The organism is Cobetia sp. D5, from assembly GCF_035666195.1.
GTDB classification, from domain to species: Bacteria; Pseudomonadota; Gammaproteobacteria; order Pseudomonadales; family Halomonadaceae; genus Cobetia; species Cobetia amphilecti.
This window is the reverse complement of sequence record NZ_CP142020.1, coordinates 3,306,546-3,321,222: the sequence shown is the minus strand read 5'-3', so window position 1 is coordinate 3,321,222 and position 14,677 is coordinate 3,306,546. Positions and strand designations below refer to the sequence as shown.

The 14,677-nt window shown below is 63.6% G+C and carries 13 protein-coding genes; 5 read left to right on the top strand and 8 right to left on the bottom strand.

Annotated elements, in window-relative coordinates; genetic code table 11:
* The first annotated feature begins 28 nt into the window (after positions 1–28).
* From U0O11_RS13865 to U0O11_RS13850, 4 genes are all read left to right on the top strand, one after another.
* A complete protein-coding gene (locus U0O11_RS13865; RefSeq protein WP_279835475.1) occupies positions 29–1,312 on the top strand; it encodes an ABC transporter substrate-binding protein in 1,284 nt (427 codons plus the stop codon).
* A complete protein-coding gene (locus U0O11_RS13860; protein WP_225347178.1) occupies positions 1,288–3,051 on the top strand; it encodes an ABC transporter permease in 1,764 nt (587 codons plus the stop codon). The genes U0O11_RS13865 and U0O11_RS13860 overlap by 25 nt, the downstream gene beginning before the upstream one ends.
* A 59-nt stretch (positions 3,052–3,110) precedes the next feature.
* Positions 3,111–3,773, top strand: a complete 663-nt coding sequence (locus U0O11_RS13855; protein WP_225347177.1) for a CDP-alcohol phosphatidyltransferase family protein — start codon at positions 3,111–3,113, stop codon at positions 3,771–3,773.
* 82 nt (positions 3,774–3,855) lie between these two features.
* Positions 3,856–4,554 (top strand): DUF3047 domain-containing protein, encoded by a 699-nt coding sequence (locus tag U0O11_RS13850; protein WP_225347176.1) that lies wholly within the window; start codon positions 3,856–3,858, stop codon positions 4,552–4,554.
* 202 nt (positions 4,555–4,756) lie between these two features.
* Here the strand turns inward: U0O11_RS13850 and U0O11_RS13845 are convergent, their stop codons facing one another.
* Entirely contained in the window at positions 4,757–5,239 is a 483-nt protein-coding gene (locus tag U0O11_RS13845) for an FKBP-type peptidyl-prolyl cis-trans isomerase (protein WP_043333860.1), read from the bottom strand.
* A 493-nt stretch (positions 5,240–5,732) separates the two neighbouring features.
* On the opposite strand from U0O11_RS13845, the gene U0O11_RS13840 reads away from it, so the two are divergent.
* Complete coding sequence (locus tag U0O11_RS13840) at positions 5,733–6,017, top strand: hypothetical protein (protein ID WP_043333859.1); 285 nt, start codon at positions 5,733–5,735, stop codon at positions 6,015–6,017.
* Between the two features lie 158 nt (positions 6,018–6,175).
* Here U0O11_RS13840 and U0O11_RS13835 read toward each other — a convergent pair whose 3' ends face one another.
* The 7 genes from U0O11_RS13835 to purB form a co-directional block, all read right to left on the bottom strand.
* Positions 6,176–7,153: a lipid A deacylase LpxR family protein gene (locus U0O11_RS13835; protein WP_107336769.1), complete on the bottom strand. Its 978-nt coding sequence runs from the start codon at positions 7,151–7,153 to the stop codon at positions 6,176–6,178.
* A 549-nt stretch (positions 7,154–7,702) separates the two neighbouring features.
* Positions 7,703–8,206 carry a glycine zipper 2TM domain-containing protein gene (locus tag U0O11_RS13830; protein WP_052384587.1) on the bottom strand — a complete coding sequence of 168 codons (504 nt, stop codon included), beginning with the start codon at positions 8,204–8,206 and terminating at the stop codon, positions 7,703–7,705.
* 488 nt (positions 8,207–8,694) lie between these two features.
* Positions 8,695–10,005: an isocitrate lyase gene (aceA, locus tag U0O11_RS13825; protein ID WP_225347175.1), complete on the bottom strand. Its 1,311-nt coding sequence runs from the start codon at positions 10,003–10,005 to the stop codon at positions 8,695–8,697.
* Between the two features lie 197 nt (positions 10,006–10,202).
* Positions 10,203–10,973 (bottom strand): hypothetical protein, encoded by a 771-nt coding sequence (locus U0O11_RS13820; RefSeq protein WP_225347174.1) that lies wholly within the window; start codon positions 10,971–10,973, stop codon positions 10,203–10,205.
* A gap of 338 nt (positions 10,974–11,311) precedes the next feature.
* A complete protein-coding gene (locus U0O11_RS13815; protein ID WP_225347173.1) occupies positions 11,312–11,743 on the bottom strand; it encodes a GNAT family N-acetyltransferase in 432 nt (143 codons plus the stop codon).
* Entirely contained in the window at positions 11,740–12,984 is a 1,245-nt protein-coding gene (locus U0O11_RS13810; protein ID WP_054555618.1) for a cupin domain-containing protein, read from the bottom strand. Before U0O11_RS13810 ends, U0O11_RS13815 begins: the two co-directional genes overlap by 4 nt.
* Positions 12,985–13,241: 257 nt before the next feature.
* Complete coding sequence (gene purB / locus U0O11_RS13805; RefSeq protein ID WP_192837462.1) at positions 13,242–14,609, bottom strand: adenylosuccinate lyase; 1,368 nt, start codon at positions 14,607–14,609, stop codon at positions 13,242–13,244.
* Between the last annotated feature and the right edge of the window lie 68 nt (positions 14,610–14,677).

Below are 14,677 nucleotides of genomic sequence, written 5' to 3'. Positions count from 1 at the left end.
GGCATTTTTCCATCAGGAGAAGCCCTTCATGAAGACGAATCATCTGGCGGGTCGCCGTCGTGCCCTGGCGCTGATGGGCGGCTCGCTGGTCTTGCTGGCCGGCGTCACTACCAGTCCCTGGGCCGCTTCTCTGGCGTATGCCGCAGACGCGCAGGCCGGGCGCGCGACCCCTGAGCTCGCCTCGCTCGAGTGGCAGGTGATCGCCGAGCGCGCGCGCGGTCAACGCATCGACTTTCATGCCTGGGGCGGCAGTGAGGCGACCAACGCCTATCTGCGCGCCCAGGCCGAGACGGCGGCGGCGCGGCATGGCATCGAGGTGCGCCACGTCAAGATCGCCGATACCGCCGAGAGCGTCTCGACCCTGCTGGCCGAGAAGGCGGCCGGGCGCCGCGACGGCAGCATCGATGTGATCTGGATCAACGGCGAGAACTTCCGTGCGCTCAAGCAGGCCGAGCTGGTGTGGGGGCCCTTCGTCGAGCATCTGCCCAACAGCGACTATCTGCTCGAGGAGATCGGTGCGCGCGATTTCGGACTCGCCACCGATGGTCTGGAGGCGCCCTGGGGGCGTGCGCAGCTGATCTTCATGTATGACACTGCACTGCTGGAATCGCCGCCGCGCTCGATGCAGGCGCTGCTGGAGGTGGCCAGAGAGCATCCCGGGCGCGTGACCTATCCGCAGCCGCCCAGCTTCCACGGCACCACCTTCCTCAAGCAGGCCTTGATTGAATTGATGCTAGTAGAGCAGCGCGAGGTGCTGGCATCCCCCGTGGCGAGTGATGCTCAGTTCGCTGAGGTGACCGCTCCGCTGTGGGACTATCTCGATGCGCTGCATCCTTTGATGTGGGCGCAGGGCGAGCGTCAGCCAGCCGGTGCCGAAGAGCAGATGAAGTTGCTGGCTCAGCGCAGCGTGTGGATCGCGCTGACCTTCGTGCCCCAGGAAGTGGCCAACGCCCGTCAGGAAGGGCGGCTGCCACCGACCATCGAGCCGTATATCCATGACGGCGGCACTCTCGGCAATGTGCACTATCTGGCGATTCCGGCCAGTGCACCGCACAAGGCCGCAGCACTGGTGTGGATCAATCAGTTGATGTCCGCCGAGGCCCAGGCTGCCAAGGCCGACCCCTCACGCTGGGGCGATGACACGGTGCTGGATGTCGCCCGCCTGCCGCCGCAAGAGCGCGCCGCCTTCGAGGCCTTGCCGCAGCTGCCCGGCAGCATGTCGCCCGAGGCGTTGGGCACTCCGCTCAGCGAGCCACACCCGAGCTGGACCGATGCGTTGGAGGCCGAGTGGGCGCGACGCTATCGCAATTGACGCAATGGGTCGCTGACCGCTGGCGTGTCGCCCCCGCCACTGGTCATGCACCGCTGACGCCCGCCCGTGTGCTGCGCTGGGGCGTCTTGCTGTTGCTGCTCGGCCCGACGGCGCTGGGGCTGGCTGGACTGGTCGCGCCGGCCTTCGGGCTGTGGCCGACGCTGGGCTTCGAGCAAGTCTCGGCGGTCGCCTGGCAACGCTGGTGGGCCTTGCCCGGGCTGGCGGAGGGCTTTCGACTGACGCTGGTCAGTGGCCTCGGCGGTACGCTGCTGGCGGTGCTGCTGACCATGGGGTGGGTCTCGGCGGCCGCCGGGACTCGCTTCGGTGAGCACATGGAGCGCCTGCTGGCCCCGATACTGGCGATGCCGCATCTGGCTCTGGCGCTGGGGTTGCTGTGGCTGGCCGCCCCGAGTGGCGTGCTGATGCGCCTGCTACTGGCGCCCTTCGAGGTGCTGGTACCGCCGCAGTATCCGCTGCCGGATGCCCACGGCATCTCGCTGGCGGTCGGTCTGGCGCTCAAGGAGGCGCCATTCTTGATGCTGATGGCGCAGACGGCGCTGTCACGCCTGCCGGTCACGGCGCAGCTTCAGGCAGGCCAGGCGCTCGGCTACAGCATCCCTCAGCTGCGCTGGCGCATTCTGATGCCACAGGTGATGCGCGCGATCGCCTTGCCCATTGGCGCGGTGCTGGCCTACTCGCTGGCGGTGGTGGATGTGGCGCAGGTGCTGGGGCCGACACGCACGCCGACGCTGGCGGTGCGCCTGATCGAGCTGTGGCGCGACAGTGACCCGTCGGCGCGCCTGCCGGCGAGTGTCGGCGCCCTGATGCTGGCCCTGCTGGTGATCGGGATGATGGCGCTTGGCGCGGCGCTGGGGCGTGCTCTGCTCACCTGGCATCGCGACTGGGCACTGAGCCATCACCCGGCGCGTGCAAGCCGGCTGGCGCTGGCGAGTGAAGCCCTGTTCGGGCGTGTCGCGCGCGGAGTGCTGGGCGTGGTCACGCTGATCTCATTGCTCGCCTTCGTGGTGATCGGCGTTAAATCGGTGGCCAGAAGCTGGTTCTTCCCTGCGCTGTTGCCGTCTCGCTGGGGCTGGGAGAGTTGGCACCAGGCCCTCGCTGGCCTGGGGGATGCCTTCAGCAACAGCCTGTGGCTGGCACTGCTGGTGGCGACGCTGGCCGTCATCCTCAGCGTGGCGGTGTTCGAGCGTGAACGGGAAAGTGGCCGCCTGCGCGGCTTCGTGGTTTGCCTCTATCTGCCATTGCTGCTGCCGCAGGCCAGCTTCCTGTTCGGTTTTCAGGTCGGCTGGTTGAGCCTGGGGGCCAGCCCCGGTTGGGCGGGAGTGGTGATCGGCCATCTGCTGTTCGCCCTGCCTTACGCCTGGCTGACGCTGGCCGGCCCCTGGGCACGCTTCGATACCCGACTCGAGCAGGCGGCACGCCTGCTGGGGCGTTCACGGCTCGAGGTGCTGATCGGTATCCGCCTGCGCCTGATGCTCAGGCCGCTGGCCATCAGCTGGGCAGTGGCCTTCGCGGTCAGTATCGCGCAGTACGTGCCGACGGTGGTGCTGGGCGGCGGGCGTGTCCCGACCCTGACCACCGAAACCCTAGCGCTGGCGACGGGGGCCGACCCGCGCCTGACCGCGGTGGCCGCCTGCCTGCAGGCCTGTCTGCCGCTGGTGGTCTACCTGCTGGCGCGTGCGGTACCTGCCGGGCGCTCGGTCTCGCCGACGCGCGGCTGAGCGCCTGTCAGGCGCTGGAATGACGATGACCTCAACGACTTCATGGGAGTAGATGCAACATGCTGGACAAGTGGACCTCACGCTGGGTACAGCCGCCTCTGAAACGTCTTGCGAAAAGTGCGGCGGCGCGCGGTCTGCATCCGGATCAGCTGACCCTCGCGGGCTTCGCCATCGGCATGCTGGCGTTGCCGTTGCTGGCTTATGGGCATTTCGGGTTCGCGCTGGTCGCGATCCTGATCAATCGGGTGGTGGACGGGCTGGATGGCGCGCTGGCGCGGCATGCCGGCCTGAGCTCCGATGCCGGTGGCTTTCTGGACATCTGTCTCGATTTCCTGTTCTACGCCGCCGTGGTGGTGGGCTTCGCCCTGGCAGACCCTGGTGCCAATGCGATGGCGGCGGTGGCGCTGCTGTTCGCCTTCGTCGGCACGGGCTCGAGCTTTCTGGCCTTTGCCATCATGGCGGCCAAGCATCAGCTGGAGCGGCCCAATTTCACGCGCAAGGCCTTCTATTATCTGGATGGCCTGACCGAGGGCACCGAGACCATCGCCTTCTTCGTACTGGCCTGCCTGATGCCACAGCATTTCGCATTGTTGGCATGGATCTTCGCCGCGGCATGCATCCTGACCACACTGACGCGCGTATGGGGAGGGTATGTCACCTTGCGAGCCCAGGATCGATGCGAGCAGCATGGCGCTGATCCGCACAATGCTGACCGGAGATGATGCGCTGCGAACCTGGCCTTGCTGATGATACGGCTCGTTACCTTTCTCACTCGCCTTGCTCAGGCGCCTCGGAGTCCTGCCAATGAAGATTGCTTCCCGTCAGTTGCCATCATTCCTGCCCCTGTTCGCGGCAGTCGCCTCCAGCGGCCTGCTGGCGGCGCTACTGCCCTCGGTGACCCACGCGGCTGACAGGAGTTTCTCGCCTGCGCAGATTCTTGCCTGGGGCGAGAAGACCTTCGAAGGCCAGACGGCCTATCGCGTGGTGGAGCGCGATGGCAGACCTGCGCTCGAGGCGCGCGCTCGGGGCCAGGCGTCCGCGCGCTATCTGGAGCAGGATATCTCGCTTGAAGAGACGCCCTATCTGAAATGGTGCTGGCAGGTGGATGGCATCTACCCGAGCGTGAACGAGAAGACCAAGGGCGGCGATGACTATCCGGCGCGTCTCTACGTGGTCAACAAGACCGGTATCCTGCCGTGGCAGGTCGAGGCCATCAATTACGTCTGGTCCAGCAATGAAGCCAAAGGCAGCCATTGGGACAATGCCTTCACGGATCGTGCCGTGCTGCTGGCCGTTGAATCCGGTGATGAGAAGGTGGGGCAGTGGGTGGCGGAGGTGCGTGATCTGCGTGCTGATTACGCGTCACTGTTTGGCAGCAAGCCGAGCGAGATTGCCGGACTGGCGCTGATGGCTGACGGTGACAATGCCGGCGGTGATGCCACGGCGCTGTTTCGTGGCCTGAGCCTTTCCAGCGATGCCACGCCGCCCAGCTGCGGTGCCTGATCCGGAATCATGAGTGATCAGGGCTGTGAAGAGAGGGCTGAGCCAGTCTGACAAGCGCGCCAAGCCAGTCAGGCCGACACGGAGCCAGACACGAAAAAGCCCCGCGACTGATGACTCAGTCGCGGGGCTTTCGGTTCCGGCCTCCCACACTGTGGGAGGCGCTCATCCGGGGAGATGCCTCAGATGAGGGAAGAGGCGGAGCTTAGTGCTCCACGCCGCCTTCGCCGTGAACGTGGCCGTGTTCCAGCTCTTCAGCAGAAGCTTCACGCACGTTGGTGATCTGCACGTCGAAGTTCAGGGTTTCGCCGGCCAGCGGGTGGTTGCCATCGACAGTGACAGTGTCGCCTTCGACCTTGGTGACGGTGACCATCAGCGGGCCGCCCTGGGTCTGCGCCTGGAACTGCATGCCAGCTTCGATGTCTTCGACACCCTGGAAGGCTTCACGCGGCACTTCCTGGACCAGGGCTTCCTGGACTTCGCCGTAACCTTCTTCCGGAGAGACGGCAACTTTCAGCTCGTCGCCGGAAGTCTTGCCGTCGAGTTCCTTCTCGAGGCCCGGGACGATGTTGCCAGCGCCGTGGATGTAGGCCAGCGGCTCGCGACCTTCGGAGCTATCCAGCACTTCCCCTTCGTTGTTGGTCAGGGTGTAGTGGAAGGATACGACGGCATTCTGGGCGATTTGCATGATGAGAGCCTTTCGATAGGTATATGAACGTCAATGGTAACGTGCCCCTGAGGTGACTGTCAGGGGGGAAACTGGAAAAAAGCCGCGTATCACGTGGCTCCTGGCCCGCTGATGACATTGCCAGAGAGGCAATCCAGCGCACGTTACCTTGTCTTGAAAGTATAGGTGACGCTCGCAGGCGTGCATTTCAACCCTGAGGCAGGGTTTTTTCTCACCCCCGACGCCATCGGTGAACAAAGGGGCAAAACGGTTGGATTATCAGGTGTCTGGCGGGGTTGCCCTGTCAGCGCACAGCGGCCTTGCTGCTGGCGGCCAGACAAGGTTGGGGCGATGGCTTGCGAGGGCCACAGGGTCTGGTTACTCTGCCTACTCGGATATTGCGGATTCTGACGCGCGGCCCGAGGTGGCCTCGCTCTGCACACTCTGTCCCGTCGCCTGACGGGAAATGACAACTCAGGCGCCATGCGACCCTATTTTTCAGGAGAGAATTTCGATGACCGTGACATTGATCTGGCTGGTGAGCTTCGCTGCGATCTTCATGCTGTGCTTGAACCGCTGGGAAGGCTCGCTGGGTGCCACCGTCAAGCGTGTCCTGCCGGAGGCTCTGAGCATCGATAGCGGTGACCGCTACGTCTGGGGCGTGGCCCTGGGTATTCTGGGTGCGACCTTCATCGTCAATCCCGTCTCCATGCTGATGGCATTGATCGTGCTGGCGCTGATCGTTCTGATCGGCGGCAAGCTGATCTGCTGGGGCATGAGCAAGGTCAAGATGCACTGATCTCACCAGCAGCAACCTTCCGGGAAGCATGACGTTTCCCGCAGACAGAAAGGCCGGGCTATCTGCCCGGCCTTTCTGTTTCTGCTCATCAGACACTTCTCATCAGGCTCTGCTCATCCATCGCGTCTTGTCAGTGCCGCCTGCAGCTCAGCGCCGAGTCATAGCCAGGTCGAGAGCGTCAGCGAGCCGAATTGATCGCTCTCCTGCTGCGTCTCGAATTCGTGAGTGCGCCACACGTTGACGAACGCCAGCTGCCAGCGTTGCCAGCTGAGTGCGAAGCCCAGTTGCAGGTCGCCGACCAGTGGGCGACGGTCTACCGAGGCGCTGTCCTCGAAGCCATTGCCATCCAGCAGCATGTTGTAGGCCATCGCGCGGCCCTCGATATTGGCGAACAGGTACCAGGCGAAATCACCGTCGGGATGGAAGTACTGACGGCCGCCCTGGGCCGGCGCCACTGTCGGTATCCCGTAGCTGCGGGTCAGCCCCTGGCCGATGCGTACCCCGCCACCGACGCCCGCATAGGTGTAGAGATTGCCCAGCGCCACGGAAGCCGAGGGGCCGTACTCCACCTCCAGCCCTGCGGCCCTGGCCGGCAGCCATAGCTGCGTCTGCCAGCCGGTGCTGATCACCGGCTCGTTGTGCAGCTGGTGATCCCAACCCTCCGGCTCATCACTGCCGGTCAGCTTGTGTACCGCCTTCTGAGCATCCTTGGCGCCCGAGGCCGGGCCGACGATGCCGAGATCCAGATTGAAGGTGTCCACCCGTCGCCAGTCATCTCCCTCTTCACCGGCGAACAGCGAGACGCCACCGAACAGGTAGCCCGCGTAGGGGCGGTCATCCTGATCCGGTTGCTCTCGCTTGATGTCATTGGGGGTATAGATCTGCTGTCCGAAGCGGTAGGCCGTGGCGTCCAATCGCGCCGCGCTGAAGCCGGGCACCCAGTCCGCGAATGAGCGTGACCAGTGCTGCTCTGGTGTCTTGAAGGTGTAGCTCAGCGCAAAGCCGTTGGTGTAATGGCCATCATCGCCGGAGGTGAGAATGTCGTTCTCGACCTTCAATGACAGCACGCCACCCTCGTCCTCGGCGGCCTCCACCATGGGAGCCAATGCCACCGCGCCCAGCATGATCAATGCCATGCCCAGGCGCCGGGTCGAGAAGGCCGGCGCCATCTGCGGGGCATGGCTTGAGGCGGCGGTACCGCCAGGGTTCTCATTGACTGGACTGGGATAAGCGCGGGGAGCGTTTCTTGAAGAAGACGTGACACAAGACAGCTTGCGGGTGCCTGGGCGAGAACCTGGCGGACGGGCAGTGACGGGACGCATCGCAACTCCTGGGACGGGTAGTTGTGTACAGAGTCAAGTTAGGCTGCAGGCGTATAACTTTGCACAAAAAATCCCGATTTCATAGCCTGTTAATCAATAGGCAGTCTGCATATCGCCCACTGCGGCGAGCCGTGCCTGTGTGAGATCGAGGGAGGGGATGCGAAGCGAAGCGAGGGGGTGGGGCGTGTGGGAGATGCAGAGCGCGAGAGGTGCGAGAGACGCGAGAGAGGCGGGGATGCGTGAGCCAGGCGAGATGGGGAGAGCGTGGCGGCGTTTCCCGCGCAGGGCTGCGACAGGCGTCGCTGAAGGCGCAGAATCAGAACGGCTGGCGTCCCGGCAAGGGAGCGCCAGCCGTCGAGAGACTCAGTAAGGCGCGACGCTCAGGTTGGCGCCGTAGCCGACCAGGCGGACACGTTGGCCAACCGAGAAGGCGGTGTCGGCTTTCTGGACGACGATGAGGCTGTCGCCGGCATCGCGGCGGACTTCAATCTCGTAGGCGTCGATCTGGTCGACATTGTCAGCGATCGACTTGCCGGCCACGCTACCGCCGATGGCACCCGCGGCAGTGGCGATCGCACGACCGGAGCCGCCGCCGATCTGGCTGCCGAGCAGGCCGCCGACGACCGCACCACCCAGGCCACCGAGCACGCCGCTGCCTTCATCCTGTGCCTGGATCTGCACCGGGCGCAGCGAGGTGATGGTGCCGTAGCTGACGGACTGTGCGCGCTTGGCCTGATCGCCGGTGTAGACGTTGCCGGAGTAGATGTCGCTGTTCGCGCAGCCGCCAAGCGTCAGCACGCCGAGTGCGATCACGGGCAGCCAGCGGCGTGCGCCAGTCGATCGTTTGTGAGTCAGTGAGAGTGTCATGGTGTGTCTCCTCGCATGATGCGGTGCAGCTTGAGGTTGTGATGGAGAATGCTGAGGCTGAGAGAGCAAGGCTCAGGTAGGCGATCACTTCCTTGGGCCGCCAGCAGGTTCTTGTCACGACGGGCGTGCGAGAACACTGTTTCTTAACATTATAGACCACGTCGACCATGACGGGTTCCCGACCTGAAACGCTGAGGTGACGCAACTTCTGCACTTCCCGGTCGCGTGAGTGCTACCGCGTGAGTACCGACCACGTGAGTACCGGCGCATGAGTGCTGCCACGCAAGTACTTCCGCGTGAGCACTTCTTCTTGAGCCATACCGAGTGAATGTCAGCGCAGGGGCGTTCGTTGCTGATGGTGGACATTCGCGGCGGGCATTCAAGGCGTAAAGCACGAAAAAGCCCGCGTGAGCGGGCTTCGGTCAGTCTGCGAGTGGCACCTCGCGCAATCCGGTCATTGCGAGGTGCCATGCCGTGATGTCAGCGGTCTAGAACTGGTCTTCTTCCGTGGAGCCCGTCAGTGCGGTGACGGAGGAGTTGCCGCCCTGAATGACGTTGGTCATGTCATCGAAGTAGCCGGTGCCGACTTCCTGCTGGTGCGCCACGAAGGTGTAGCCCTTCTCGGCTGCGGCGAATTCGGCTTCCTGCACCTTCTCGACGTAGTGCTTCATGCCTTCGCCCTGCGCATAGTCGTAGGCAAGATCGAACATGTTGAACCACATGTTGTGGATACCGGCCAGGGTGATGAACTGGTACTTGTAGCCCATGTCCGACAGTTCCTGCTGGAACTTGGCGATGGTGGCGTCGTCGAGGTTCTTCTTCCAGTTGAAGGAAGGCGAGCAGTTGTAGGCCAGCAGCTGGTCCGGGTATTCCTTCTTGATCGCTTCGGCGAAGCGGCGCGCCTCCTCGAGGTCCGGCTTGGCGGTTTCACACCAGATCAGGTCGGAGTAGGGCGCGTAGGCCAGGCCGCGGGCAATGGCTTGATCCAGGCCTGCATTGACACGATAGAAGCCTTCGTCGGAGCGCTCACCGGTCAGGAACGGCTTGTCGTAGTCGTCGACATCGGAGGTGATCAGGTCAGCGGCATTGGCATCGGTACGCGCGATGACCAGGGTCGGGACACCCGCCACGTCAGCAGCCAGGCGAGCGGCCACCAGCTTCTGCACCGCTTCCTGGGTCGGCACCAGTACCTTGCCGCCCATGTGGCCACACTTCTTGACCGAGGCCAGCTGGTCCTCGAAGTGCACGCCGGAGGCACCCGCACGGATCATGGCGGTCATCAGCTCGTAGCCGTTGAGCACGCCACCGAAACCGGCCTCGGCATCCGCCACGATAGGCGCGAAGTAATCGACGAAGTCGGCATCGCCCGGATTGGCCCCTTTCTGCCACTGGATCTGGTCGGCGCGGCGGAAGGTGTTGTTGATGCGCTTGACCACGGTCGGCACGGAATCCACCGGATAGAGCGACTGATCCGGGTACATGGCTTCACTGGTGTTGTTGTCGGCGGCGACCTGCCAGCCGGACAGGTAGATGGCCTCGATACCGGCCTTCACCTGTTGCATGGCCTGGCCACCGGTCAGGGCGCCCAGACAGTTGACGTAGCCCTTCTTGGCATCACCATTGACCAGCTTCCAGAGCTTCTCGGCACCGCGGGTCGCCAGGGTATTGGCTTCCGGAACGGAACCGCGCAGGCGCACCACATCCTCGGCGGAATAGGGGCGAGTGACCCCTTTCCAGCGCGGATTCTCGGCCCAGTCCTTTTCGAGCGCGGCAATCTGATCGGCACGTGTGTGACTCATGGTGGCATCTCCTGATGGCTTCGTCGTCGGGGCTCAGCCCCTGGCGTGTTGTCTGTGTCTTGTGTCTGTTCGCTTGTCTTTCGTCTGGCGGTCGACGCGAGAGCGACGCGTGAAATGGGAGTGTCGGTGCTCTGCGTCTTGAGTTGCTGCATGACAGTTTGTTGTTGTTATTGATCTTTCAGGCGTTACCAGTGGAGTCACGCCGTGCGACAGAAGGCGTCGTCGGTGGCGTTGTCGAGCTCCGCTGGCTCAGCAAGTCTGAAGCGAGCCTTGATCACGCCAAGGCAGGCAGTTTCCAGGCCGGGGGCCGCTGTCAGCGTGATGCTGTCCAACCAGGGCATCAGGAAGTACAGGCTGGCTTCCAGCGTGGGTAACGTGCAGTGGCTGAGGGTGAGGGCGATGCGTGGCGGCCTGCCGTCCGGCGCACGCAGCCGTGAGATCAGCTCTCCCCAGCACAGCGCTTCGCGCACGCTGCTGATCTGGGCAATGGCCAGCACCGAATGACGTTCGCCGCGATGCCGCGCGGCGGCCAGGGTCCAGAGGGCCCGAGGGAGCGGGCGGTTGCCCAGCTGCACCCCAGTCACGTCATCGGTGAGTCCGGCAAGCGCCAGCTGGTCAGGCGCGTCCTGCGTCTCGCCTGCGGTTGCCGGCTGCACACTGCACTTCAGCTTCCCATTGCACTTCAGCTGCCAGCCGCTGCCCTGTGAGCGCAGTTGCCACTGCTCGCCGGGAAGCTGCCAGCGCTGGTCGCGACTCAGATGGCAGATCGTCTGCGCCTGTGCCGCCACCGACTCCGCTGTCTGCGGTGGCAGCAGGTCCTTGAGGGGACGTGCCAGCTTGAGAATCCGCGTGCGGATCTCGGCGTTGTGCCATTGCTCGGCCAGAGCGGCATCCTCAGGCTGCCCGAGTACCTGGTCACCTCTACCGCCCATCAGGGTGGTCTGCGTTCGTGAGTCTGAGGTGAGCATGGGCGAATCTCCTGAAGGCGGTGCCGGGTCGGGCAGCGTGTCATGTCGCAGTGCAGCGTAAATGACCTGATCTCTAGCATCGCTCCGAAATTGAGTGCTGTCTTTCATTCCTTGGTCGCATTAAAACGATCGTTTTATACCAGTTTCAACGTTGTGGAATTCCTGCCGACAAACAGTCGTTTTAATATTTATCAATGACGTCATGATGTCAGTATCCATGGGCCTTGGGGAATGATGACTTGGTCAAGGAGCGGGTTGTAGCCAGACTACAAGAAACTTCAAGGCACAAAAAAACCGGCCCCAAATGGGGCCGGTTTTTGTAAGGCGGACGCTAAAATTCAGTTCAGAATCAAGCGCATGCTGCGGTGCGGTATGCCGGCATCGAGAAACTCGTCGCCGTAAGCCGTGAAGCCGAGGCGTTGATAGAATTCCAGCGCATGGGTCTGAGCATCCAGTAGCACTTCAGCATGACCAGCCTGGCGCGCAGCATGGATGACCGCTTCCATCAGGCGTTGGCCAAGCCCCAGTCCGCGCGCTTCGGAGAGGATGGCGACGCGGCCGACATGGCCGTCCGGCAACAGACGGGCCGTGCCGACGGTGCGGCCATCCAGATGCACGAGGAAGTGTTCGCAGGTGTCATCGCGCCCGTCCCACTCCTCATTCTGCGGTACCTGCTGTTCCTCGATGAACACGACGCGGCGGATCTCGCTGGCCTCGTTGCCCAACGTCTGCCAGTCGCCCCGTTCCAGGCTGATCATGGCGTCACTCATTCTTCATCGTCCTCTTCGTCCTGAAGGTCGCATTCCAGTATCAGGCTGCCGCGGTTGATCAGCGCCGTCAGCAGGCTGACCACGGCACTGCGATCAAGGTCTGCTGTGGTGTAGTCAAGCAACACCGCCGTGAGGCGCTGATCGGAGGCCAGCGCTTCCGCCAGCGGCTGAGGGGCCAGGATGCCATCGCCATCGACGAACAGCGTGCTGGTGCCATTCTCGCCGTGACGGAAGGCGAAGCGTGAGCCCAGGGAGCGCACCAGTACGCCTTCATCTTCCAGATACTCGACCAGCTCATGCGTCTTGAGGGCCGGTTCGCGGGCGGCGAGCTGCTCCAGATACTTGGGTTGGGTCATGTAGCGACCGAACCACTGTGCCAGCTGGGTCGGGTTGTCCAGCGTGCTGAGCAGCAACTCACGCACGCGCTCGAGCGAGGCGTCGTCCAGCTCGCCGGCATTGGCGACCGGTGCCATGCCCTGGTCACGGTAGCGCAGCGATTCCGGCAGACTGGCACCCAGATAGTCGGCGTAGGAGGTGACGACTTCATCGGCGGAAGGCGCACGGAAGCCGACGGAGATGGTCATGCAGTCATCGGACTGGCTGACACCGTGGTGCGCCAGGCGCGGCGGCACGTAGAGCATGTCGCCGGGTTCCAGCACCCAGTCCTCGCCCGGAGTGACCTCGAAGTGCTTGAGGATGCGCAGGTCGATGCCATCGATGATCTCGGCGTCGTCACCATGCATGCCGCCCAGCTGCCAATGACGCTGGCCCTGGGCCTGCAGCAGGAAGACATCGTAGTTGTCCAGGTGCGGGCCGACGCTGCCACCGGTCGGCGCGTAGCTGATCATGATGTCATCGAGGCGCCAGCGCGGCAGGAAGGTGAAGGGCTCGAACAGCGCGGCGACGTCGGGGACGTAATGGTCCACCGCCTGTACCAGCAGGCTCCACTGGCTGTCGTCCTTGGCGTCGAGACGCGCGAAGGTCGCCTCATCGAAGGGGCCGTGGCTGACCTGCCAGGCCTTGTCCGGGCCGTTTTCCTCGACCAGACGGGCTTCGATGCCATCTTCACAGGCCAGACCGGCCAGTTCATCGGCTTCCAGCGGCGTCTCGAAGTCTGCGAAGGCTCCGCGGATCAGCAGCGGCTTCTGCTGCCAGTAATCGCGCAGGAATTCACGGATGCTCAGGCCGCCCAACAGTGCCAGTGGCGTGTCGGTGTCGCGGGGGGCGGGGGATGTGCTCATGCAGAACCTCTCGAACGCGAACGGCAGCCTGTCAGGGGGCGGCGGTCTCGCGATGACGTCGTTGAAGCCGTGTTGCCGGATGGCAGACGGCGATGCGTTCCATGCCGAGCCTTGAGAGCGTGGCATGTCGTGCCCACTGACGGAGAGCGTCAGTGGTCGTGAATCCAGTGTGTCGTTCAGCGTGCTGCGTAATGCGTAATGTATGACGCCGGAGCAGAGGCCCCGGCGTCTTGAGACTTGCAGTGAACCTGCGCCGCTTAGAGCGCCTTGGCCTGTGCAATGGCGTTACCGATGTAGCTGGCCGGGCTCAGTGCCTTCAGCTCGGTCTTGACGTCGTCCGGCAGTTCCAGCGTCTCGATGAAGGCGGCGAAACCGGCCTGGTCGATACGCTTGCCACGGGTCAGCTCCTTGAGCTTCTCGTAGGGCTTCTCGATGCCGTAACGACGCATGACGGTCTGGATCGGCTCGGCCAGCACTTCCCAGCTGTTGTCCAGATCGGCGTTCAGGCGCTCCGGGTTGGCTTCCAGCTTGCTGATGCCTTTCAGGGTCGCCTGATAGGCGATCAGACCCTGCGCCAGGCCGGTACCCAGGTTGCGCAGCACGGTGGAGTCGGTCAGGTCACGCTGCCAGCGGGAGATCGGCAGCTTCTGTGCCAGATGGCCCAGCACGGCGTTGGCGATGCCCAGATTGCCTTCGGAGTTCTCGAAGTCGATCGGGTTGACCTTGTGCGGCATGGTGGAAGAGCCGATCTCGCCGGCCACGGTACGCTGCTTGAAGTAACCCAGCGAGATGTAGCCCCAGACGTCACGATCGAAGTCGATCAGAATGGTGTTGAAGCGGCAGATGGCATCGAACAGCTCGGCGATGTAGTCGTGCGGCTCGATCTGGGTAGTGTACGGGTTGAAGGTCAGCCCGAGGCTCTCGACGAAGGTTTCGGCGTTGGCCGCCCAGTCGATGGCCGGATAGGTGGTCAGGTGGGCGTTGTAGTTGCCCACGGCACCGTTGATCTTGCCGAGCATCTCGATGCGTTCGATCTGCGCCAGCTGACGACGCAGACGCGCAGCGACGTTGGCCATTTCCTTGCCGAGGGTGGTCGGGCTGGCCGTCTGGCCATGGGTGCGCGACAGCATCGGCTGTTCGGCGTGCTGGTGGGCCAGCGCGACGATCGCTTCGGTCACTTCACGCATCTGCGGCAGCAGCACGTTGTCCAGGCCGCCACGCAGCATCAGGGCATGAGACAGGTTGTTGATGTCTTCACTGGTGCAGGCGAAGTGGATGAACTCGGTGACGGCGTTGAGTTCGGCGTTGCTTTCGACCTTTTCCTTCAGGAAGTACTCGACCGCCTTCACGTCGTGGTTGGTGGTGCGTTCGATGTCCTTGATGCGCTGGGCATCCTCGACACTGAATTCACTGACGATGCTATCCAGCACGGCGTTGGCATCCGCGGAGAAGGCCGGCACTTCAGCGATCTCGGCGTGGGCGGCCAGGCGTTGCAACCAGCGCACCTCGACGATGACGCGGGCACGGATCAGGCCGAATTCACTGAAGTGCTCGCGCAGGGCCTCGGTCTTGGCGCCATAGCGGCCATCGACGGGAGACAGGGCGGTGAGGGCGGACAGCTGCATGATGAGAATCTTCCGATGGTGGCAGGACATGATGCGCTGCCGGTTCAAGTGTCTCGGAGCCCGGTTGA